A 21,665-nucleotide genomic window follows, 5' to 3' on the forward strand; every position below is an offset into this window, starting at 1 on the left:
ACCGGCGTCCCGCGTGCCGTAGGAGAAGAAGACACGCATGCAGCAGCACCTGCGCACCACCCTTGTGACCACCGCCTCGGCCGCCCTCGTCAGCGGGCTGCTCCTCGCCGGCGGAGGCAGCGCCGCCGCCGCGCCGTCCGGGATGTCCGGCGACTTCAACGGCGACGGCTACCGTGACCTCGCCATCGCCGCGCCCATCGGCAAGGCGGGCAACAAGTCGGGGGCCGGATACGTGGCCGTCGTCTACGGCACCAAGAGCGGTCTCGACAAGTCCAAGCGCACCATCATCAGCCAGGCCGACGCCGCCATCCCGGGCACGCCGGAGGGCAGCGACTACTTCGGCGACCGCCTCACCACCGGGGACCTCGACGGCGACGGCTACACCGACCTGGTGGTCGGCGTGCACGCCGAGCGGATCGGCAAGACCGACTCGTTCGGCGTCATCACCGTCGTCTGGGGCAGTCCGAAGGGTCTGACGAAGGCCGTCGACCTCACCACGCCGCTGCCGAAGTACCGCAACGAGCTGGGCTGGGGCCTCGCCACCGGCGACTTCGACGGCGACGGGCGCACCGACCTGGCCGCCGTGAACATCGCCGCACCCGAGCTGAACATCTTCAAGGGGCCGATCTCCCGCGGCGGCAAGGCGGCGGCCCTCGTCGGCATCGACACCCACGACCAGACCGGCATCAACGCCGACCGGATCTTCGCCGGCAACGTCAACGGTGACGGCGCCACCGACCTCCTGGTCATGGGCCAGCAGGAGAAGGGCAAGGGGTACGCGACCCGTAGCGTCCTCTACAAGGGCGCAACGACCGGCCTCAAGCCGGCCGGCAAGGTCGCCGGGGGCTACGACGCGGTGATCGCCGACGTCGACAAGGACGGCTACGGCGACATCGTCACCGGCAACTTCATGGAGAAGGCCGGCGACGAGCCCAACGGCGGCCCCGGCGGCGCGGTCACCGTCACCTACGGCAGCGCCGCCGGTCTCTCCACCCGCACCCCGGCCCGCATCACCCAGGCGACCGCCGGCGTCCCGGGCACCGCGACGAAGAACGACCGCTTCGGCTGGAGCCTGTCCGCCGGGGACACCAACGGTGACAAGTACGCGGACATCGCGGTCGGCGTCCCGGGCAAGGACGTCGGGGGCCGGACCGACGCGGGCGCGGTCGTCGTGCTGCGCGGCTCCGCGAAGGGGCTGACCGGCACCGGTTCCAAGAGCTTCACCCAGAACACGGCGGGCGTGCCCGACACCGCGGAGGCGCGGGACCAGTTCGGCGGCTCCGTCCGGCTGACGGACAGCAACAAGGACGGCCGCGCCGAGCTGGTGGCCGGCGCCTTCGCCGAGAACGACGGCGCCGGTGCGGTCTGGCTGTTCAAGACCACGAGCGGGAGCGGCATCACCGCCACCGGTTCGACGACCTTCGGCGCCACCTCGGTGGGCGGCCCCAAGGGCCTGTCGTACTTCGGTGACGTCCTCGCCGGCTAGGAGCCGACAGGGGCCCCGGCCCGAAACGGTCAGCGCCCGCCGCGAGGCCGGACCCCACCGGGGTCCGGCCTCGCGGTCGTACCGCCCGCTCGACATGCGGCGGCGGGCCGGCCGACAGAGACTCGGTACGGATCTCCGGGGACGCCCGTTCCCGGCCGGGCCGAGGAGGAGCACCATGACCGCATCGATCAGCGACCCGGTGGTGGAGAAGTTCGTCGCCGCCGTCAACGCGGGTGACGAGGCCGCCTTCGCCGCCGTCCTCACCGAGGACGCCACGATGTCCGACGACGGCAGCGAACGGGACCTGCCCGCCTGGACGGAGAAGGAGATCTTCTCCCCGAAGGCGAACGGCCGTATGAAGGTCGTGGAAGCCTCCGACGACGGCCGCGCCCTCGTCGTCGACTACACGAACGACACCTGGGGCACGATGCGGACGCGCTGGATCTTCACGGTCACCGGCGACCGCATCAGCCGCTTCGAGACGGGCCAGGCGCCGGCCTGACCGCGCGGGTCCCGCCTGAGGGGCGATCGATCCGGTAGAGGTAGTGGGCCCGGTCGTCGATGGGGTTGTCCGGCTCCAGTTCGCCCTCGGCCACCCGCCGCATCCCGGCCTTCTCCAGCGCCCGCCAGGACGCCCGGTTGGCCGCCGACACGGGCACCATCACACAGGGGGCATCGGGACGGTCCTCCCAGATCGCCTGGACGGCCGACCGGATCATCCGCGGGCCGAGCCCATGGCCGACCAGCTGCGGCTCACCGATCAGATAGTCGATGGTCATGGCCCCGGAGGGGACCTCGATCAGCGTGGCGACCTCCACCAGATACTCGGGGTAGTCGGCCAGACCGCAACGCTGAAGCAGGCCGAACGGGGCACCGTCGAGGTGGGCGAGCAGCTCTTCCGAGGGCTCCTCGCCCCTGACCGCGGGCCCGAAGTCCCGCCGCACGGCCTCGATCGAGGTGTCGTGGTTCCACCACCGGGCCACGTGCGGCTGCTCCAGCCAGGTGATCAGCAACGGGAAGTCGTCCTCGGTGAGGCGGCGCCAGGTGATCATCGGAAGGCCTCCAGCGGGGCGCGGCGGCAGGGCTGCCGAGAGCCCCTCGCCGCCAAGCCTAGCCAGCCCACGAGGAGGGCGCGTGTCTCGTCGCTGACGGCCACAGGTCACCCCGGTCGGCCCAGACGGGGGAGTCGTGCTCGGTGAGGGCGATGGGCCCGGTGGCCCCGAAGGTCACCGCGAAGGTGAACTGCCGGGTCCTGCGGCCACTTCGGGAGGCGAGACTGCGGGAAGTCCGCCGTACGCAGGCGCAGGCCGTCGAAGACCATCGGGTGGCTGGGGGAGACCTGTCCCCCCGGGAAGGAGTCGACCACGGCTCGGTGACTGGAGCGGGTCGAACTCGCCAAGGCCCTGTACGACGCCCTGAATCCTCTGGCTTCCGCCATTCGCGCCGGGGAGACCGGGCTGCCCGCGGACCGCATGTGGGGAGCGGATTCGCGGGCGGAAGCACGCTCGTGCTCCTCGGGGGGACGGCTGAGCTCTCGCAGTCGCTTCCGGGGCCGGGGCTGGACAGCCGAGGGCGCCGACGGGGTGTCCGGTACGGTCGCCGACGGGACGCGGTACGCGACCGCGGAGGACGCGGCAACCCACGCGGGGCGTTCCTCAGGGAACACGCCCTTGACATCGCCCGGCATGTGAGGAGAGAACAGCTTTCCGATGGAGACCTTCAGGACGAACAACGGTGTGGTGCAGGGGTTTCGAGTCGCTGACGACGTCGTCGCCGTTCTCGGCATCCCGTACGCGGCCCCGCCGTTCGGCCCCCACCGCTTCCGCGAGCCCCGGCCGGCACCGGCATGGACCGGGGTGCGGGACTGCACGGCCTTCGGCCCCGTCGCCCCGCAGTCGGCGGAGCTGCCCGGCGCACCCGCGTGGTCGCCCGGCGACGAGGACATCCTCACCGTGAACATATGGACCCCCGCCCCTGAGGGGGGCGGTGTGCCCGTTCTGGTCTGGATCCACGGCGGCGCCTACACCATCGGGTCGTCAGCCCAACCCGACTTCGACGGTACCTCGCTGGCCCGTGCCGGTCTGGTCGTGGTCACGCTCAACTACCGGCTGGGCTTCGAAGGGTTCGGCCATGTCCCGGCAACGGGGTCGACCGCCTACCCGGACAACCGCGGTCTGCTCGACCAGGTCGCGGCCCTGCGCTGGGTCCGTGAGAACATCGCCGCCTTCGGTGGCGATCCGGGAAACGTCACGGTCGCCGGGCAGTCCTCCGGGGCCGCTTCGATCGCCTGCCTGATGGTGATGGACCGTGCCCGCGGCCTGTTCCGCCGCGCCATCGCCCACAGCGTCGCCAGCCCCTGCTACACGCTCGACATGGCTTCGGCGACCACCCGCGAGATCGCCGCGGCGGCGAACTGCCCCGCCACGGCAGAGGGCCTGACCTCCGCGACTCCGCATGCCCTGGTCATCGCCTCCGACCGGGTCGTCGACGACTACCGGCACGACCCCGCCTCCGGGTCCCGCCACTACGACCCCTCGCTCTACGCTCCCGTCCTCGACGGGGACGTCCTGCCCACCGATCCCCTCACCGGGATGGCGTCCGGTGCGACCCGGGAGGTGGACCTGCTGGTCTGCCACACCACGGAGGAGTACTGGCTGTTCGACGCGGTCGGCAGCAGCGCGAAGGTCACCACCGAGGAACAGCTGGCTCTCTTCGCCCGGGACTTCCGCCTCCCCGAGGGCCTGGTGGCCGGCTATCGCGCCGCGATGCCCGACGCCCCGGTCCTCGACGTCTACCTCGCCGTCTTCGGAGATCTGCTGTTCGGCGAGTACAGCGCCCGACTCGCCGAGCTGCACGCCCGAGCCGGCGGCCGGGCCTTCCTGGCACGCTTCGACCGTCGGCGTACCGGTGCGGACGGGGTCGTGCGGGCCTGGCACTGTGCGGACATCCCCTTCGCCTTCGGCAACCTCGACACCGAGTGCCTGGCGTTCCTGATCGGCGGAGCACCCACGCCTGCGGACCGCGCACTGGAGCGCCGCATGGTGCGCGCGTGGGCCGACTTCGCCGCCACCGGGAACCCGGGCTGGCCGTCGGTCGACGGCTCCACCGCGCATGCCGAACGCTGGACCACGGAGGACGCCACCGCCGAGGACAGGCCCACGCCCGCCCGCGCTCTGTGGGCCGAGGCCGACTTTCCCCTCCTGCGTCCCTGACCGGAAAGCCCCTGATGAGAGGGCCCCGGTCCGGCTACGGAACCCGCGCCACCGCGACGTACAGTCCGCTCTCCTCCGGCGCGGGCGCCGACGGGCCGTGGAACCACTCGGGGGCCGTCACCAGGCCGGGCTCCACCAGGTCCAGGGCCTCGAAGAACCGCGCGAACTCCTCACGCGTCCGCAGCGCCAGGCGGATGCCGCCCTTCTTGTACTCGTCGGTCCCCCGCTGCCCGCCCTCGGGGTTCACATCGGAGGCGCCCTGCGAGAGGACGACGTAACTGCCGGGGACCAGGGCACTCGTGAGCGTACGGAGGATGGCGCGCGGGTCCTCGTCGTCGGGCAGGAAGTGGAGGAGGCCGAGGAGGGAGAGGGCCACCGGACGGCCGAAGTCCAGCACCTTGCGTGCGGCCTCGATGATGGCGGCGGGCTCGCGTACGTCGGCGTGGACGTAGTCGGTGGCGCCCTCCGGCCGGCTGATCAGCAGAGCTTCCGCGTGCCGCAGGACGATGGGGTCGTTGTCGCAGTAGACGACCCGGGACGAGGGGCGGATCTCCTGAGCGACCTGGTGCAGGTTCGGCGCGGTGGGGATGCCCGTCCCGATGTCCAGGAACTGCGTCACGCCCTCACCCGCCAGCCAGGCCGTCGCCCGGTTCATGAAGGCCCGGTTCTGACGGGCGCCGACCTTGGCCTCGACGGGCAGGTGCTCGGCCACCACCTGGTCCACGGGGTAGTTGTCCTTGCCGCCGAGCAGCCAGTCGTAGACCCGTGCCGAGTGGGGCTTGCCGGTGTCGATCGGGGGGTGGGGCAGCTCTGCCGTCATGCCGGGCTCCCTGGGCAGGTGGTGCGGACCTTTCCGTCGCAGGAGTCTGCCACAGCAACTGGCGTGCAGAGCAGGGGCTTTGGTCGTCCGGCGCGTCGGCATGCGTACGGTACCGGGCGTGGCCGCCCGGGCGCCGCATTGACCTCGGGCGCCGGGGGCCAGCAAGATCCTGGTGTGAAACCCGACATACCTCCTTCGCCCTGGGACCCGCCCTCGACCACGCCCCCGCCCCCCTCCGCCGGACCCGCCTGGCCGGAGACCGGCGGACCCGCCTGGCAGCAGGGCCCTGCCCCCGCCTGGCAGCAGGGCCGGCAGGCGCCCGCGCCCGGCGCTGTTCCGCCGCTCGGTCCCGTACGGGCGGAGTCCGGGGCCCGCTACGACCAGCAGGGGCGCAACGGGCAGGGCGGCAGGTTCGCGTGGCTCGGGGAGCTGACGCTCGTCCTGTTCCTGGTCGTGATGGGCGTGCTGGCCGTCACCGTGGTCGGGGCCTTCCTCGCCGAGGTGCTGGGCGCGGCGCCCGCGTCGGCGGACAGCGAGTTGATCTTCGAGGACCCGGTCGCCGAAACGGCCGTCCTGCTCGTCGGTATCGCGATCGGGACACCGATCGTCCTGTGGGGTGCCCGCTACCTGAACAGGCGCCCGGTCGGCACGGTCTCCTCGGTCGTCGGCCGGCTGCGGTGGAAGTGGCTCGGGCTGTGCGCCGCCGTCGCCTTCCCGCTGACCATCGTCCAGTTCGGCGTGCTGCTGGCGTGGACCTGGGGGGAGGAGTCGGCCGAACCCTCCGGGGGCGGCTGGCCCGGCTGGACCGCCTTTCTGGTGAGCCTGGCCGTGCTGGCGGTGCTGGTGCCGTTCCAGGCGGCGGCGGAGGAGTACGTCTTCCGGGGCTGGCTGGTCCAGGTGATCGGGCGGGCCGTCCGGTCGCCCTGGCCCGCCGTCGTGCTCGCGTCGCTCCTGTTCGCCCTGGCCCACGGGTTCGGTGAACTCTCCGGGTTCATCCTGCTGTTCTACTCGGCGCTGTGGTGGGGCTGGCTGGTGATCCGCACCGGAGGGCTGGAGGCGGTGATCACCCTGCACGTCGCCAACAACCTGCTGGCCTTCGGCCTCGCGGCGGGCTTCGGTGAACTCGCTTCCACCGAGACCGCGGCCGACGCGCCGTGGCAGGCGATGGTCGTCGAGTTCGTCTTCGCGCCGCTGTACTGCCTGGTGATGGCACGGATCGCGGACCGGCGTGGGGTGCAGCGGATGAGTTCCTGAACCCTACGCGGGCCCGGTCTCAGAACTCAACGCGGGCCTGGTCTCAGAACCCCACACGGGCCCGGTCTCAGAACTCAGCGCGGGCCTGGTCTCAGAGCCCCACGCGGGCCCGGTCTCAGAACTCCACGGTCAACTGCGCTTGGACGTGGGCCCGCAGGACGCCCGCCATGTCCGTCGCGCAGTCGCTGATCAGCCACTGGATCTGCAGACCGTCCATCAGGGCGATCAACTGCTGCGCGGCGGACGGCGGTTCGACGTCCTCCCGCAGTTCTCCCGCCTCCCGGGCCTGGCGGTAGGCGCGTTCGGTGTTGGCGACGGACGTGCGGTAGCGGGCCTCGAAGTAGGCGTGGGCCGGGTGGTCGGGGGAGGTGGCCTCCGCCGCGACCACCGAGAACAGCTCGACGATCCCGCGCCGCTTGGCGTTCAGCTCCGCGAGGTCCACCAGCCGGCGCAGGTGGTCCACGCCCCGGGTGACGCCGAGCGCCAGCCACTCGTCGTCCACGTCGTCACGGCGCTGGAGCACCGCGAGGAGCAGCGCCTCCTTGGTCGGGAAGTGGTGCAGGAGGCCCGGGTGGGAGATCCCGCACCGGGTGGCGATGACGCGGAGGGACGCGCCCCGGTATCCGGCCTCGCCGAACAGGGCCATCGCCTGGTCGAGGATCTCGATCCGCTTGGCCCGGCCCTTGGCGTAGCCGCGCCCGGTTCCCGAGGTCACGCGCATTCACCCGCTGTCATCGGACGCCTTTCTCGTTCCGCCCCCACACTCCGCCCCAGATTCTCACAGGGGCGCATCCTTGCCCTTCCAATACTTACCAAGTGGTCGGTATTGAGCGTACGGTACTGCGGAGTGCCGTCGTGAAAGGAACTCCCGTGGGCCTCCTGCCGCCGTACCTCGACCCCGCGCTTCCCGTCGCGGACCGGGTCACCGATCTGCTGAGCCGTATGACGCTGCCCGAGAAGGTCGGCCAGATGCTCCAGCTCAACGCCAAGGAGGGCGTGCGGCACCTCGTGGAGGACCTGCACGCGGGGTCGATCCTGCACGCCTCGCCCGAGCGGGTACGGGAGGCCGCCGCCCTCACCGGGCGGACCCGGCTGCGCATCCCGCTGCTCGTCGCGGAGGACTGCGTCCACGGCCACTCCTTCTGGGAGGGCGCGACGATCTACCCGACGCAGCTCGGCATGGCGGCCACCTGGGACACCGGCCTGGTGGAGCGGATCGCGCGGGCCACGGCGGTGGAGGTGGCGGCGACCGGGGTGCACTGGACGTTCTCACCGGTCCTGTGCATCACCCGGGACCTGCGCTGGGGGCGGGTGAGCGAGACCTTCGGCGAAGACCCGTACCTCATCGGGGAGCTGGCCTCCGCGATGGTGCGCGGCTACCAGGGCGAGGGGCTCGCCGACCCGACCGCGATCCTGGCCTGCGCCAAGCACTTCGCCGGGTACTCCGAGACCCAGGGCGGCCGGGACGCCAGCGAGGCGGACATCTCCCGGCGCAAGCTGCGCTCGTGGTTCCTGCCGCCGTTCGAGCGGGTCGCCGAGGAGGGCTGCCGGACGTTCATGCTCGGCTACCAGTCCATGGACGGCGTGCCGATCACCGTCAACGACTGGCTGCTGGGCGAGGTGCTGCGCGGCGAGTGGGGTTACACCGGCACGCTGGTCACCGACTGGGACAACGTCGGCCGCATGGTGTGGGAGCAGAAGATCTACGCCGACTACGCGCAGGCGTCGGCGGCGGCGGTCCGCGCGGGCAACGACATGGTGATGACGACGTCGAAGTTCTTCGCGGGCGCCCAGGAGGCGGTGGCGCAGGGCATGCTCACGGAGGCGGAGATCGACGCCGCCGTACGACGCATCCTGACGCTCAAGTTCGAACTCGGCCTCTTCGAGAACCCCCGCCACCCCGACGCCGCCCGGCAGGCCGAGTTCATCGGCAGCGCCGAGCACGCGGAGCTCAACCTGGAGGCGGCCCGGCGCTCGCTGGTGCTGCTGACCAACGACGGCACGCTGCCGCTGGCGGGCGGCCTGGAGGCGGAGGAGCCGGGCGGGCCGGACGGTTCCGGGGCGGACGGCACCGCCGCGTTCGGCGGCGGCCGGGCCCGGGCCACGGCCTCCGGCCCCCGTACGGTCGCCGTCGTCGGCCCCAACGCCGACGATCCGCAGACCCAGTTGGGTGACTGGGCGGGCTCCTCCGGGCAGGCGGACTGGCTCCCGGACGGGCAGCCGCGCGCCATGATCCGTACCGTCCTCGACGGGTTCCGCGACCGGGTGCCCGCCGACTGGACCGTGGCGTACGCGCCCGGCGCCCGCATCCTGGACGTCGGGCCCGACCCGGAGGGGGAGTTCCTCCCGGACGGGCAGCCGCGTCCCGAGGTCGTCGTCCCGGCCGCGCCCGACCCGGCGCTGATCGGCGAGGCGGTCGCCGCCGCCGAGGCCGCCGACCACGTGGTCGCCGTCGTCGGTGACCGGATCGAGCTGATCGGCGAGGGCAAGTCGACGGCCACCCTCGAACTCGTCGGCGACCAGGTGGCGTTGCTCGACGCACTGGCGGCGACGGGCACGCCGCTGGTCGTCGTGGTCATCAGCTCCAAGCCGCTGGTGCTGCCGCCGTCCGCGCTCGGTGCGGCGGCGATCGTGTACGCGGCCAACCCGGGGATGCTCGGTGGTACGGCGGTGGCGGAGCTGCTCCTCGGCCTGATCGAGCCGACCGGCCGGCTCCCGCTCTCCTTCGCCCGGCACGCCGGGCAGCAGCCGACGTACTACAACCAGGTGCGCGGCCAGCACGGTTCGCGGTACGCGGACCTCACGCAGAGCCCGGCGTTCGCGTTCGGGGAGGGCCTGAGCTACACCACGGTGGAGTACACGGACCTGGAGCTGCTGACGGCGGTCGTCGAACCGACGGAGACGGTACGGGCCCGGGTGACGCTGAGCAACGCCGGTGCCCGGCCCGCGCTGGAGACCCTTCAGGTGTACGTGAGCGACACGGTGACGTCGGTGACCTGGGCGGAGAAGGAGCTGAAGGCGTACGAGCAGGTCGCGCTGGCCCCGGGGGAGTCGCGGCAGGTGGTGATCGAACTCCCCGTGGCCGCCTGCACATTGGTGGACGCGCGGGGGCGGCGGGTGGTGGAGCCGGGCCGCTTCGAGCTGTTGGTGGGGCCGTCGTCACGGGACGAGGCCCTGCTGCGGGCGGAGTTCACGGTGAAGGGGTGAGCGCGGTGGACGGGGGCGGAGCGGCCGGCCGCGCGGCGCGCTGGCCCAGCACCACTCCGCACAGCGTGAGCACGAGACCGAGGACCTGCCGCCCCGAGAGGGTCTCGCCGGCGAGCAGGAGCCCCAGCAGCACGCCCGTCACGGGGTTGAGCAGTCCCAGCAGGCCGACCGTCCCCGCCGGCAGGTGCTTCAGCCCCAGGAACCACGCGGCGAAGGCGATACCCGTGGCCACCACCGTGAGGTAGCCGAAACCGAGGAGCGCGGGGCGGTCGAGCGCGGGCGGCGCGCCCTCCACGAGGGCGGCGCACGGCAGGAGCAGCAGCCCGCCGCCGAGCAACTGCCAGCTGGTGGCGGCGAGTACATCCACCTCGCCGCTCCACCGTTTGGCCAGGACGTACCCGTACGAGGACATCGCCATGGCCCCGACGGAGGCGAGCACGCCGATCGCGTCCACCGACCCGCTCGCGGTGAACACCATCAGGCAGACGCCGCCGACGCCGGTCATGGCCCCGGCGAGGTGCTGCCGGCCGGGCCGCTCACCGATCAGCGGCCAGGCGAGCATCATCATGAACAGGGGTGCGAGGGCCATGACGATCGACGCCAGGCTGGTGGGGAGGCGCTGCGCCGCCACGTAGACGAGCGCGAAGAAGCCGCTCATGTTCAGGGCGCCGAGCACCAGGGACTTCCACCACCAGCCCCCCTGCGGCAGCTTCCGGCAGAGAGCCAGGAGGAGCAGCCCGGCGGGGAGCGCCCGGAAGGCGGCGCCGTACAGGGGATGACTCGCCGGCAGGTACTCCCGCGTGACGAAGTAGGTCGTGCCCCAGGCCACGGGGGCCACCGCCGTGACCATCGACCATCTCAGGTTGCCTTCCATGGAAGCTATTATGCCTTCCATGGAAGATAGTTTCTCGGACGGTCTGGATGATCCGACTGACCCGACTGACCCGACTGACCCGACTGACCCGACTGACCCGAATGACCCGGATGAGGTGCCGGAGCGCGCGGGTCTCGACCATGTGGCCCGCATCCAGGCCGCATGGGCGCGCGAGCGCCCGGACGTGGACGTGTCCCCGCAGGCGGTCATCGGCCGGCTGCACCGCCTGGGCCACCTCCTGACCGCCCGCCTCGATGTCGTCTACCGGGCCCACGGCCTGTCGGAGGGCGAGTTCGACGTGCTGGCCGCGTTGCGCCGGGCCGGTGCGCCCTTCGAGCGGGCGCCGGGCGAGCTGGCCGCGCACACGATGGTCACCACCGGGGCGATGACCAAGCGGATCGACCGCCTCCAGCGCGCCGGCCTGGTGACCCGGCGCCGCTCGGCGGTGGACGGCCGGGGCCGGGTGGTCGCGCTGACCCCGGCGGGCCGGTCCCTGATCGACCGGGCGTTCACCGAGCACATGCGCAACGAGCGGAGCCTGCTGGATGTGCTGGAGCCACGGGAGGCGGAGCAGTTGGAGCGGCTGTTGGCGGGGTGGCTGGCGCGGGTGGAGCCACCGAACGGCGAGGCATGACCGAAAGCCGCTTGCCCGGGGCGGCGGTTTTGATCGATGCGTCTCGCGTCGGGGTCGAGCCGACCCCGTGTGAACAGGAGTTATGCGGGCAACGGCGGTAAGGGGGCGGACCCGCCGCCGGGACCGACGTGGGAGAACCGCCGTGACGTACACCGATGCCGCAGACCACTCACCTCAGCTGCTGGGCGCCCTCGAATCGGCCATAGGCGGTTACATGGCGGCCGTGGCGGAGGTTCTGCTGGCCGAGGAGATTCCGGTGGTCTCCGTCTCGGCGTACGGGGATGTGCACGACCCGAGCCAGGACGACTTCGAGGGGGATGTCGAGGGGAGCGTGGAGTTCACGCCAGCGTTCGGCCGGAGGCTCCTCGGGGACGGCGGGGAGACAGGGCTGCTGTGGTGCGGGGTCTCCGGATGGTGCTTCTTCCACATCCCTGAGGGTTCCGGTCGCTCGCTCCTGGACTCCGCCCGCTGGATGGGGAGCGGGCTGACGCCCGAGCCGGTACGTGTCGCCGCGTTCCTCTCCGAGGTGCGGCTGGACGCCCGCGAGGCGGGAAGCGGGGAGAGGCCCTTCTACCGCGCGCCGCACAGTGGGCCGGACGCACTGCTGCGGCGGCTGGAGGCCTTCGGCGCGGCGGGCGAGGGCGGGGAGCCGTGGGCCGGGGACCACCACGCCGTCGCCCGCTTGCGGAGCACCGCCTGTCGGCGGCGTGCCGTGGAGGCGCTCACCGCGGAGGGCCAGGAGATCGTCGACGTAGCGCTCCACACCGGCGAACTGGAGGCCCTGGCAGGGCTGCTGGAGTACGTCCAGGGGGACGCGCCGGACGACGGCCTGCGTGAGCTGGCCCGGCGCCTGGCCAGTGACCTGACCCTGCGGGCGCGCGACGGCGTGGAGAGCGTGGACGAGCACCGCGAGGCGTTCTCGTACGCGGACCAGCAGCGCTGAGAGCCGGCGCCCGGGGCGGCTCACCGCTGCCCCTCGGCCTCCGCTGTGCCCTACGCGTCGACCGCCTCACCGGGCCCGGCATCGATCGCCGTTTCGATCCGACTCCGGGACCCGCCGAGAAGAAGCGTTTCCGCGTGCGGGCATTCGCCCGTACGGGTGTGGCGTGGCACTCCGGCGGCCCGCTGGGCGAGCACAATGGGGCGGCGGTTCGTGCAGAGGTGCCGAGGCCCTCTCCCGCACCTTGCGCTGAAGGAGGACCGGTGGCTGATGGCTGGGCGGTTCAACGGACGGGGCCCGGTGACCAGGCCCGTACCCAGGCGAGGGAGCAACTGCTGGACGCCGCACGGGAGCTGTACGGGGTCGTCGGCTACCGGGAGACCTCCGAGGCGGACCTGTGCGAGGCGGCCGGGGTCACGCCCGAGGTGTTCCGCCAGGAGTACGGGACGCGCGAAGGGCTCCTCATCGCCCTGCACAACCGGGTCACCACCATCGGCCTGCGGGCCGCGGAGGCCGCCCTGCTCTCCGAGGGGATCGACGCGTGCTCGATCGCGGAGAGGGTCCGGCGCCTCTTCGACGCCTACGTGGAGGCCGTCACCCGCGATCCGCGCGAGGCCCGGGTGACCTTCGTGGAGGTGCTGGGCGTCAGCGCGGTGGTGGACGAGCACTGCAAGCTCTGGCGCGCGCTGTGGACGGAGTTCCTGACCGGTGAGGCCGAGCGGGCGGTGGAGCGGGGCGAGGCGGAGGACCGGGACCACCGGGTCGACGTCATGGTGATGGTCGGCACGGTCCACGAACTGATGGCCCACCACACCCGCCGCTGCCGCCGGGCCCGCCCGGAGGAGGTCTCCGGCGAACTGACGCAACTGGCGCTGACGATGCTGGGGTCGCAGCCGGTGGGATGAGGGGCCTCGCCCCGGCGCGGTCCGTCCGGGGGCGGGCGCGCCGCGCCCGTTCACCGGTCGCCGCCCACGCAGGCGTTCAGCGGTCGCCGCCCTCTCAGGCGTTCACCGGTCGCCGCCCTCTCAGGCCGGCTGCGGCCGTACGGGCCGGTGGGCGTACGGGCCGCCCAGGCCCCATGCCTGGTGCATCGCGTCGGCGTAGGCGGCGGCCAGCAGGTGTTCGCCGGTCGGGCCGGGGTGGGTGCCGTCGTAGGTGTCCGTGCCGATGGCGTAGTCCGGGGGGCGCGAGGCCAGCAGGAGCGGGGAGGACGCGGTGTCGAGGTCGGCGACGGCCTTGGCGAGGAGTTCGTTGAAGCGGGCGCAGGAGGCGGCGAAGGGGGCGTCCGTCTCGGCCCGGATGTTGGGTATCACCGGGAGCAGCACCATCCGGATGTGCGGGTTGGCCGTGCGGGCCGCCTCGATGAACGCGCGGGCGTTGGCGGCCGTCTGCTCGCTGTCCGTGTAGAACCCGAGGTCTATCAGGCCGAGCGAGACCAGCAGCACGTCCGCCTCCGCCTCGCGCACCGCGTCCGCGATCACCGGGGCCATGTGCAGCCAGCCCTCGCCCCAGCCCGCGAGATGCCGGCGGGCGTCGGGCGGGAAGGACGGATCGGCGTACGCGTGGGAGAGCGGGGCGCCGGCCTCGGGGTCGTACAGCGTCGTGCGTGGCCCGACGATCTCGTACGGGGTCGGGCAGACCGCCTTGAGGTGCTGCCACATCCGGTAGCGCCAGGTGAAGTCGCCGGTGGCGCCGATGGTCATGGAATCGCCGACCGGGAGAAAACGCATGGCGTCATCATGGCCGATCATGCCTGCGGCCTGCGACGTGACGATGGACACGGTGGTGGAGGCCCTGACGGGAGCGCTGTGGGGCGGGACGGGTAGGAGAAGGCCGGGAGCTGCCCGGACGCCGGCGGCGCGGTCTGCGACGATGGGCGGCATGGACGTGCGCCGTAGGAATCAGGTGAGGGTGAGCGGTCGGTCCGGTGGGCCGGTGGTGATGCTGGCGCACGGCTTCGGGTGCGACCAGAACATGTGGCGTCTGGTGATGCCGGCGCTGGAGCGCCACTTCACCGTCGTCGTCTTCGATCACGTGGGCGCGGGGAACTCGGACCTGTCGGCGTGGAACCGGGAGCGGTACTCGACCCTGGACGGGTACGTCGAGGATGTGCTGGAGCTCTGCCGGGAGCTGGAGCTCGGCCCGGTGACGTTCGTGGGGCACTCGGTGAGCGCGATGATGGGGGTGCTGGCCGCCGTGCGGGAGCCCGAGGCGTTCGCCGGGCTGGTTCTGCTGGCGCCCTCGCCGTGCTTCGTCGACGACCCGCGGACCGGTTACCGGGGCGGGTTCAGTGCCGAGGACATCGAGGAGCTGCTCGAATCGCTCGACGCCAACTACCTGGGCTGGTCGGGTGCGATGGCCCCGGTCATCATGGGCAACCCGGAACGGCCGGAGCTGGGCGAGGAGCTGACGAGCAGCTTCTGCCGTACCGATCCGGAGATCGCGCGGGTCTTCGCCCGGGTGACGTTCCTGTCCGACAACCGGGCCGACCTCGCCGAGGTGCAGGTGCCCACGCTGGTCGCCCAGTGCTCGCGTGACGCGATCGCACCGCCGGAGGTGGGCGCGTTCGTGCACGCGCGGATCGCGGGAAGCCGGCTGGTCACGCTGGACGCCACCGGGCACTGCCCCCAGCTGGCCGCCCCCGAGGAGACCGCCACGGCGATCGCCGCGTTCGTGGGAGGCGTCCGGTGATGTCCAGGACCGGCGGCGGGGGACCGGACTGCCACAGGGAGGGCGAGGGGCCGGTGGACGAGCAGGCGCAGTTCTCCGCGCTCCTGGAGGACAGCGCCGAGGACCTGTACGAGCACGCGCCCTGCGGCTACCTCTCCACCCTGCTGGACGGCAAGATCGCCAAGGTCAACCGCACCCTGCTGGACTGGCTCGGCCACCGGCGCGAGGACCTGGTCGGCCGCAAGTACTTCTCCGACCTGCTGACCGTCGGCGGCCGGCTCTACCACGAGACCCACTTCGCCCCGCTGCTGCGGATGCAGGGCGAGGTCAGCGGTGTCGCCCTGGAGCTGAAGGCCGCCGACGGCACCCGGCTGCCGGTCCTGGTCACCTCCGCGGTGAAGACGGGCAGCGACGGGCAGCCGTTGCTGATCCGCACCACCGTCTTCGACGCCCGCGACCGGCGCGCCTACGAAACCGAGCTGTTGCGTGCCCGCCAGGAGGCCGACCGGGAACGCGACCGCCTGAAGACGCTGGCCGCCACCCTGCAGCGGACGCTCCTGCCGCCGGCCCTGGTGAACGTGCCCGGGCTGGACGTCTCGGCCCACTACCACCTCGCCTCCGTCGACGAGGTCGGCGGCGACTTCTACGACCTCTTCCCCCTGGCCGCCGGCGCCTGGGGGCTCTTCCTGGGCGACGTGTGCGGCAAGGGCGCCGCCGCGGCGGCCGTCACCTCCCTCGCCCGCTACACCCTGCGCGCCGCCGCCGTCTACGACCCCGACCCGGTCTCCGTCCTCGGCAACCTCAACACGGTCCTCAACCACGAGTACCACGGCACCGACCCCCGCTTCTGCACCGTCGTCTTCGGCCTGCTGACCCCCGACCCCGACCGGCCCGGCTTCCGCATCGTCCTGGCCAGCGGCGGCCACCCGCCCGCGCTGCTGATGCGGGCCGACGGCACCGCCGACTTCCTGCCCACCCCCGGAGGACAGCTCATCGGCGTCCTGCCCGACGCACACATCGCCACCACCACCGTCCACCTCGCCCCCGGTGACACCCTGCTCCTGCACACCGACGGACTCACCGAAGCCCACCCCCACGCCGGCGGCAAGGAACGCTACGGCGACGACGCCCTCCTCGACTTCGGCCGCGCCCTGGCCCCCACCACCGCGTCGGCCACCATCGGCGCGGTCCGCGACCTGCTCGACACCTTCGGCACCGGCGTGGACGACGACACCGCCGTCCTCGCGGTCCACGTGCCCCGATCCCCCAGTGAAGGCCGGTAGTGACCCAGCACCTGACCCTGACCACCCGCACGACCCCCGCCGGAGCGGTCATCGCACTGACAGGGGATCTCGACCACCACACCACACCCGACGTCCACGCGGCGCTGACCCGCCTCGACCTGCGCCCCGGTCAGCAGCTCGTCTTCGACCTCGGCGGCCTCACCTTCTGCGACTCCACCGGTATCACCGTGATCATCGCCGCCCGCAACCACGCCCTGGCCGCGGACGCGAACATCGTCCTCACCGCGGTCCCCGACCGCGTCAGCCGCATCTTCCGCATCGTCGGCCTGGACCAGGTCTTCGCCACCTACCCGACCACCCAGGACGCCGAAGCCGCCTGGCACCCCACGAGCGGCTGACCCGGCGCGTGGCGGTGGACACTTGGGCCATGCGTTCGAATCCGACCCGTCCGGCGGGCCTTGCCGCCGCCGCAGCCCTGCTGCTGCTCCTGGGGGCCGCCTGCCCCGCCGTCGCCGCCGGCGGGGAGCCCGACCGTGACTTCACGATCGAGGACCCCCGCGTCACCGAATCGAGCGGTCTCGCCGCCAGTCGCGCGCACCCCGGCGTCTACTGGACGCACAACGACAGCGACGACGGCCCCTACGTCTTCGCCGTCGACTCCCGCACGGGCCGGACCGTCGCCACCATCACCCTGCGGGGCGTGGGCGAGCCGCGGGACGTGGAGGGCATCTCCATCGGGCCGGACGGCGACATCTACGTCGGCGACATCGGCGACAACCTGGACGGCTCCTGGGACCATGTCTGGATCTACCGGTTCCCCGAGCCGAAGAAGCTCCGGGACGCCACGGTCACGGCCGCCCAGTACGACGTGGAGTACGCCGACGGGGCCCGCAACGCCGAAGCGCTGATGGTCCACCCGAAGACCGGACGCGTCTACATCGCCTCCAAGAACGAGGACGGCGGCGGGCTCTACGAAGGCCCGGCCGAGCTCACCACCGGCGCCACGAACACGTTCCGGCGGGTGGGGGAGGTGCCGTGGGTGACGGACGGGGCCTTCGCGCCCGACGGGGGCTCGCTGGTGCTGCGCTCGTACTTCAGCGCCCGCGTGTACGGCTTCGAGGGCGGCCGGCTCGGGGAGAGCCGGTCGGTCGCCGCGCCCTTCCAGCGGCAGGCGGAGTCGGTGACGTACACGGCGGACGGCTCGGCCCTGATGTTCGGCTCGGAGGGGGCGCGCAGTGGGGTGGTGCGGGTGGAGGCCGAGGGGGGCGGCAGCCCGGCGGGGGGCGGCCAGGAGAAGGGGAAGCCCTCGGGGAGCGGGAGCCCCTCCCAGGGGGCGGACGACGATCAGGGGGGCGGCGGCAAGGGCAGCGTGGGGCTGGGTGCCGTGCTCATCATCGGGGTGGGGGCCCTGTGGTTCGCGCGGAAGCGGCGCCGGGGGCAGGGGTGAGAGGGCAGGGCTTCCGCCGGGCCCCTCAGTCGCCCTCCGCCACCGGCCACACCTCGTAGTGCAGCGTCCTCTCCCGCTTGAGCCGGTGCACCAGCGGGACGGACACGCCCTGCGCCACCGGGTACTTCCGCGACAGCATCCGCGCCGCGTGCGTGTTCTCCTTCGTGCCCGGCCGCAGCAGCCGCGCGTGCGCGCTGACCTCCGGTCAAAGGAGCTGGCTCCCGGCCGGCGTCCATAGACCCATGGGGGCACGGACCGGGCGCGCTGTCATGTCCGATCCTGTGTCCGGTCCGCCGCGCGCTCCTGGACCAGGACCTCGAAACCGGCGATCAGCCGCTGGAGCCCGAACGTGAAGTGGTCGAAGTCGGGGCTGAAGGTGTCCTGCGACATCCCCGCCATCATCGGGTACTCACCGCTGAGCATCGCCCGCTCCAGGTAGGGGCGCTGGCTCTCCCAGAACTCCTCGTCGCCCAGCCCGGTCTGCGCCACCGCCTCCGCCGCGTCGGCCTGGGTGCGGGCGAGGCCCTCCACGAAGCTGTTGACCGTGATGATCACGCCGATCAGTTCGGGGTCGCGCAGCCCCATGGACCGCAGCGCGGTGAGGGCGAGCTCCAGGCCGCGCAGGGCGCTGGGACCGAGCACCGTACGGGCCTGGTTGATCTTCAGCAGCCAGGGGTGGCGGCGCAGGTTGTCCAGGTAGGTGCGGGCCATGGCGTCGATCGCCGCCCGCCAGTCCACGGGGGCGCTCCCGCCCGAGGCGCTCTCGCCCGAGGCGCTCTCGCCCGAGGCGCTCTCGCCCGAGGCGCTCTCGCCCGAGGCGCTCTCGCCCGAGGCGCTCTCGCCCGAGGCGCTCTCGCCGGCGCCGGGATCGGCCGCCAGGGGCTCGCCCAGCACCCGGTCGAGCATCAGGTCCAGGAGTTCGGCCTTGCCGGGAACGTACCGGTAGAGCGACATCGTGCCTGTGCCGAGCTCGGTGGAGAGCCGGCGCATGGAGACGGCGGGCAGCCCTTCCGCATCCGCGACGGCGACGGCGGAGGTGACGATCCGGTCCAGGGTGAGGCCCGGCTTGGGGCCGCGACTCGGGCGCTCCCCGGCGCCCCAGAGGAGCTCCAGGCTGCGCGCGAGGTCGCCGCTCCCGGTCGCCGTGCCGTCCGCCGCCGCTGTCGATCCGTCTTTCGCCATGGGGTCAGAGTAATGCGCCGGAAGGCGTTTGGGTACGCCGTACTCGAATTAAGGTACGGTGTACTCGATTACGGGTACGGTGTACTCAGTACGGTTCCGTGTCGGTCGGAGAAGCAGGGGGTTGTTCATGTCCATGCCCGAAAGCAGGTCGAGGTCCGCGTCCGGATACGCGGTCGTCGCCGAGGGCCTCGTGAAGCGGTACCGGGGGCGGGGGAGGGGCGGGGTGGAGAAGCGGGCGCTCGACGGATTCGACCTCGCCGTCCGCTCCGGCACCGTCCACGGCCTGCTCGGCCCCAACGGCGCCGGCAAGACCACCGCCGTACGGGTCCTCGCCACCCTCCTCCGGTGCGACGGGGGCCGCGCCGAGGTCGCCGGACTCGACGTGGGGCGCGAACCCCGCCGCGTACGGAGCCGGATCGGGCTCGCCGGCCAGTACGCGGCCGCCGACAAGAGCGCCACGGAGTACAGCGGCGGCATGCGACGCCGGCTCGACCTCGCCTCCTCGATGATCCTCTCGCCCGACGTGCTCTTCCTGGACGAGCCGACCACCGGGCTTGACCCGCGCGGCCGGGGCGAGGTCTGGGGGACGATCCGGGCCCTGGTCGCGGGCGGTACGACGGTGCTGCTCACCACGCAGTACCTGGACGAGGCGGACAGGCTCGCCTCGCACATCACCGTCATCGACCGGGGGCGGGCCATCGCCGACGACACCCCGGACGCGCTGAAGAACCGGGTCGGCGGCGACCGGATCGAGGTCGTCGCCGCGGACGAGGGCGACCTCGCGGCGGTGGCGCAGGCCGTCGGCCGGGTGGCCGGGGGCGGGCTCGTCGTCACCGACGACACCACCCGCCGGGTGCACGCGCAGGTCGCCGACCGGGTGGCCGCGCTGACCGAGGTGACCCGGAGCCTCCAGGACGACGGGATCGCGGTGGAGGACATCGGGCTGCGCAGGCCGAGCCTGGACGACGTGTTCCTGCGCCTGACCGGGCACGACACGGCCGATACCTCCCAGGACATCGACATCCCCGACGCGCGAGAGGTGGCGGCGGCATGACCACGCTCGAACAGAACTCCACGGCGACCGGACTCGAACACAACTTCACGACGACCGGGCCCGAACGGACCTCCACGACGGCCGGGCTCGAACGGACCTCCACGACGGCCGGCGCCGGCCGCGACCACGGCCTCGCCTACTGGGCGGTCTCCGACTGCTGGAACATCACCCGCCGCGTCCTCACCCACTACCAGCGCCGGCCCTCCGCCGTGATCTGGCAGCTCGGCTTCCCGATCCTGTCCGTCCTGCTGTACGGGTACGTCTTCGGCAGCGCCATGAAGGTGCCCGGAGGCGGCGACTACCGGGAGTTCCTGATGCCCGGTATGTTCGCCATGACCATGTCCATGGGCTTCATGAACACCGCCGTGGCCGTCGTCACCGACGCCGGCCAGGGGGTGGTCGACCGCTTCCGGTCCATGCCGATGGCCCCGTCCGCCTTCGCCTCCGGACGCGGGGTCGCCGACCTGGTGGTCGCCACCGCCGAACTGACCATCCTGGCCGCCACCGCCCTGCTGATCGGCTGGCGCACGGACGGCGGGGCCATGGCCGCCCTCGGCGCGTTCGGGCTGCTCCTGCTGCTGCGGTTCAGCCTGATCTGGGTGGGCGTCTGGCTGGGCCTGCTGGTCCCCACCCCGGAGGCGGCGGGCGGTCTGTACGCGGTCGCCTTCCCCCTCACGATGATCTCCAGCACCTTCGTCGCCCCCTCCCTGATGCCGGGCTGGCTGGGCACGGTCGCCGCGTGGAACCCGCTCTCCTCGACCGCGACCGCCACCCGCGAACTGTTCGGCAACCCGGTGGCCGGCGGCGGGACCTGGGTGGAGGAGCACGCCCTGCTGATGGCCGTGGTGTGGCCGGTGGTGATCACGCTGGTCTTCCTGCCGCTGGCGGTGCGCCGGTTCCGGCTGCTGAGCCGGTGAGCCGGCTCGGGGGCCGGGGGCGGTGAGGCGGCCGGGGGCTGGGCCGGGGGCGGGGCCGGGGGCAGGGAGGCGCAGGCGCTGGGGGAGGTGGGCCCGTGGCGGTCGGGCCGGGGGAGCGGCGTAGGGTCGGCCCGTGTCGCACCCTGGGCCCCGGCCCTTCTCCACCCGCCGCCTGGACGCCCTGCCGCTCGACCCGTCGTACGCGGACGAGATGGCCGTCGTCCTCGCCGACCCGGCCCTGTACGTGTTCACCGGCGGCGAGCCACCGGAGCGGCCGCGCTGCGGGCCCGCTACGAGCGCCAGTGCGCGGGTCCGCCGGAGCCCGGGGAGGTGTGGAGCAACTGGGTGCTCCGGGTACGCGCCGAGGGCCGCCTCGCGGGCTATGTGCAGGCGACGGTACGGGAGGGCCGGGCCGAGATCGCCTGGGTGGTCGGGGCCGCGTGGCAGGGGCGCGGCTACGCGAAGGAGGCGGTGGCGGGTCTGGCCACGCACCTGATCGCTCCGGTCGGGGACGGCGACACCGAGGGCGGCGACACCGGGGACGACGACGCCGAGGGCGGCCGTCCCGGGGAGGTCCGTACGCTCGTCGCGCACATCCACCCCGAGCACGCCGCGTCCTGCGCCGTCGCCGCTGCGGCCGGTCTCGCCCCGACCGGGGAGTGGGAGGACGGCGAGCGGCGGTGGCAGCGGGACGGACCGGGAGCCTGAGGCGGCCCCTCGCACA

The 21,665-nt window shown here is 72.7% G+C and carries 21 protein-coding genes and 1 pseudogene; 15 read left to right on the plus strand and 7 right to left on the minus strand.

Features of this window, described 5'->3' with window-relative positions; all coding sequences use genetic code 11:
* The first annotated feature begins 37 nt into the window (after nucleotides 1-37).
* Both ACIQAK_RS13145 and ACIQAK_RS13150 read left to right on the plus strand, forming a co-directional pair.
* Entirely contained in the window at nucleotides 38-1,486 is a 1,449-nt protein-coding gene (locus ACIQAK_RS13145; RefSeq protein WP_366390406.1) for an FG-GAP-like repeat-containing protein, read from the plus strand.
* Nucleotides 1,487-1,661: 175 nt separating this feature from the next.
* Complete coding sequence (locus tag ACIQAK_RS13150; RefSeq protein ID WP_366390407.1) at nucleotides 1,662-1,988, plus strand: nuclear transport factor 2 family protein; 327 nt, start codon at nucleotides 1,662-1,664, stop codon at nucleotides 1,986-1,988.
* On the opposite strand, the gene ACIQAK_RS13155 is transcribed toward ACIQAK_RS13150, so the two are convergent.
* The gene (locus ACIQAK_RS13155) at nucleotides 1,954-2,538 is read right to left on the minus strand and encodes a GNAT family N-acetyltransferase (RefSeq protein ID WP_366390408.1); all 585 of its coding nucleotides are present in this window, start codon (nucleotides 2,536-2,538) and stop codon (nucleotides 1,954-1,956) included. The two genes, ACIQAK_RS13150 and ACIQAK_RS13155, sit on opposite strands and share 35 nt — an antisense overlap.
* Before the next feature lie 657 nt (nucleotides 2,539-3,195).
* On the opposite strand from ACIQAK_RS13155, the gene ACIQAK_RS13160 reads away from it, so the two are divergent.
* Complete coding sequence (locus ACIQAK_RS13160) at nucleotides 3,196-4,698, plus strand: carboxylesterase family protein (RefSeq protein WP_366390409.1); 1,503 nt, start codon at nucleotides 3,196-3,198, stop codon at nucleotides 4,696-4,698.
* A gap of 34 nt (nucleotides 4,699-4,732) precedes the next feature.
* Here the strand turns inward: ACIQAK_RS13160 and ACIQAK_RS13165 are convergent, their stop codons facing one another.
* Entirely contained in the window at nucleotides 4,733-5,518 is a 786-nt protein-coding gene (locus ACIQAK_RS13165) for an SAM-dependent methyltransferase (protein WP_366390410.1), read from the minus strand.
* Between the two features lie 174 nt (nucleotides 5,519-5,692).
* Here ACIQAK_RS13165 and ACIQAK_RS13170 point away from each other — a divergent pair, with 174 nt between their 5' ends.
* Nucleotides 5,693-6,772, plus strand: a complete 1,080-nt coding sequence (locus ACIQAK_RS13170) for a type II CAAX endopeptidase family protein (RefSeq protein WP_366390411.1) — start codon at nucleotides 5,693-5,695, stop codon at nucleotides 6,770-6,772.
* 115 nt (nucleotides 6,773-6,887) lie between these two features.
* Here ACIQAK_RS13170 and ACIQAK_RS13175 read toward each other — a convergent pair whose 3' ends face one another.
* Complete coding sequence (locus tag ACIQAK_RS13175) at nucleotides 6,888-7,487, minus strand: TetR/AcrR family transcriptional regulator (RefSeq protein WP_366390412.1); 600 nt, start codon at nucleotides 7,485-7,487, stop codon at nucleotides 6,888-6,890.
* Nucleotides 7,488-7,642: 155 nt separating this feature from the next.
* Between ACIQAK_RS13175 and ACIQAK_RS13180 the strand changes: the two genes are divergently transcribed.
* Nucleotides 7,643-9,979: a glycoside hydrolase family 3 N-terminal domain-containing protein gene (locus ACIQAK_RS13180; protein ID WP_366390413.1), complete on the plus strand. Its 2,337-nt coding sequence runs from the start codon at nucleotides 7,643-7,645 to the stop codon at nucleotides 9,977-9,979.
* On the opposite strand, the gene ACIQAK_RS13185 is transcribed toward ACIQAK_RS13180, so the two are convergent.
* A complete protein-coding gene (locus tag ACIQAK_RS13185) occupies nucleotides 9,963-10,853 on the minus strand; it encodes an EamA family transporter (RefSeq protein ID WP_366390414.1) in 891 nt (296 codons plus the stop codon). The two genes, ACIQAK_RS13180 and ACIQAK_RS13185, sit on opposite strands and share 17 nt — an antisense overlap.
* 142 nt (nucleotides 10,854-10,995) lie before the next feature.
* Here ACIQAK_RS13185 and ACIQAK_RS13190 point away from each other — a divergent pair, with 142 nt between their 5' ends.
* The 3 genes from ACIQAK_RS13190 to ACIQAK_RS13200 all read left to right on the plus strand — a co-directional run bounded on the left by ACIQAK_RS13190 (nucleotide 10,996) and on the right by ACIQAK_RS13200 (nucleotide 13,332).
* A complete protein-coding gene (locus ACIQAK_RS13190) occupies nucleotides 10,996-11,487 on the plus strand; it encodes a MarR family transcriptional regulator (protein ID WP_366390579.1) in 492 nt (163 codons plus the stop codon).
* Between the two features lie 142 nt (nucleotides 11,488-11,629).
* Nucleotides 11,630-12,430 carry a hypothetical protein gene (locus tag ACIQAK_RS13195; RefSeq protein WP_366390415.1) on the plus strand — a complete coding sequence of 267 codons (801 nt, stop codon included), beginning with the start codon at nucleotides 11,630-11,632 and terminating at the stop codon, nucleotides 12,428-12,430.
* 260 nt (nucleotides 12,431-12,690) lie between these two features.
* Complete coding sequence (locus tag ACIQAK_RS13200; RefSeq protein WP_366390416.1) at nucleotides 12,691-13,332, plus strand: TetR/AcrR family transcriptional regulator; 642 nt, start codon at nucleotides 12,691-12,693, stop codon at nucleotides 13,330-13,332.
* A 120-nt stretch (nucleotides 13,333-13,452) separates the two neighbouring features.
* Here the strand turns inward: ACIQAK_RS13200 and ACIQAK_RS13205 are convergent, their stop codons facing one another.
* Entirely contained in the window at nucleotides 13,453-14,157 is a 705-nt protein-coding gene (locus ACIQAK_RS13205; RefSeq protein WP_366390417.1) for a GDSL-type esterase/lipase family protein, read from the minus strand.
* A 151-nt stretch (nucleotides 14,158-14,308) separates the two neighbouring features.
* Here ACIQAK_RS13205 and ACIQAK_RS13210 point away from each other — a divergent pair, with 151 nt between their 5' ends.
* The 4 genes from ACIQAK_RS13210 to ACIQAK_RS13225 are packed head-to-tail and all read left to right on the plus strand — an operon-like array spanning nucleotide 14,309 to nucleotide 17,788.
* On the plus strand, nucleotides 14,309-15,118 hold the full coding sequence (locus tag ACIQAK_RS13210; protein WP_366390418.1) for an alpha/beta hydrolase: 810 nt from the start codon (nucleotides 14,309-14,311) through the stop codon (nucleotides 15,116-15,118).
* A complete protein-coding gene (locus tag ACIQAK_RS13215; protein WP_366390419.1) occupies nucleotides 15,118-16,380 on the plus strand; it encodes a SpoIIE family protein phosphatase in 1,263 nt (420 codons plus the stop codon). Before ACIQAK_RS13210 ends, ACIQAK_RS13215 begins: the two co-directional genes overlap by 1 nt.
* The gene (locus ACIQAK_RS13220; RefSeq protein WP_366390420.1) at nucleotides 16,380-16,739 is read left to right on the plus strand and encodes an STAS domain-containing protein; all 360 of its coding nucleotides are present in this window, start codon (nucleotides 16,380-16,382) and stop codon (nucleotides 16,737-16,739) included. Before ACIQAK_RS13215 ends, ACIQAK_RS13220 begins: the two co-directional genes overlap by 1 nt.
* A 29-nt stretch (nucleotides 16,740-16,768) precedes the next feature.
* Nucleotides 16,769-17,788 carry a WD40 repeat domain-containing protein gene (locus ACIQAK_RS13225; protein WP_366390421.1) on the plus strand — a complete coding sequence of 340 codons (1,020 nt, stop codon included), beginning with the start codon at nucleotides 16,769-16,771 and terminating at the stop codon, nucleotides 17,786-17,788.
* 25 nt (nucleotides 17,789-17,813) lie between these two features.
* On the opposite strand, the pseudogene ACIQAK_RS13230 reads toward ACIQAK_RS13225, so the two are convergent.
* Nucleotides 17,814-17,993 (minus strand): annotated as a pseudogene (locus ACIQAK_RS13230) (PPOX class F420-dependent oxidoreductase); the annotation flags it as partial.
* A 62-nt stretch (nucleotides 17,994-18,055) separates the two neighbouring features.
* The gene (locus ACIQAK_RS13235; RefSeq protein WP_366390422.1) at nucleotides 18,056-18,970 is read right to left on the minus strand and encodes a TetR/AcrR family transcriptional regulator C-terminal domain-containing protein; all 915 of its coding nucleotides are present in this window, start codon (nucleotides 18,968-18,970) and stop codon (nucleotides 18,056-18,058) included.
* A 127-nt stretch (nucleotides 18,971-19,097) separates the two neighbouring features.
* Here ACIQAK_RS13235 and ACIQAK_RS13240 point away from each other — a divergent pair, with 127 nt between their 5' ends.
* The 3 genes from ACIQAK_RS13240 (at nucleotide 19,098) to ACIQAK_RS13250 (ending at nucleotide 21,649) form a co-directional block, all read left to right on the plus strand.
* Nucleotides 19,098-20,024, plus strand: coding sequence for an ATP-binding cassette domain-containing protein (locus ACIQAK_RS13240; RefSeq protein ID WP_366390423.1), 927 nt, complete (start codon nucleotides 19,098-19,100; stop codon nucleotides 20,022-20,024).
* Entirely contained in the window at nucleotides 20,021-20,941 is a 921-nt protein-coding gene (locus ACIQAK_RS13245) for an ABC transporter permease (RefSeq protein ID WP_366390424.1), read from the plus strand. The genes ACIQAK_RS13240 and ACIQAK_RS13245 overlap by 4 nt, the downstream gene beginning before the upstream one ends.
* A gap of 345 nt (nucleotides 20,942-21,286) precedes the next feature.
* Nucleotides 21,287-21,649: a GNAT family N-acetyltransferase gene (locus tag ACIQAK_RS13250; protein ID WP_401848020.1), complete on the plus strand. Its 363-nt coding sequence runs from the start codon at nucleotides 21,287-21,289 to the stop codon at nucleotides 21,647-21,649.
* Nucleotides 21,650-21,665: the final 16 nt, after the last annotated feature.

The organism is Streptomyces sp. NPDC088706 (genome assembly GCF_044752765.1).
Classification (GTDB): Bacteria; Actinomycetota; Actinomycetes; order Streptomycetales; family Streptomycetaceae; genus Streptomyces.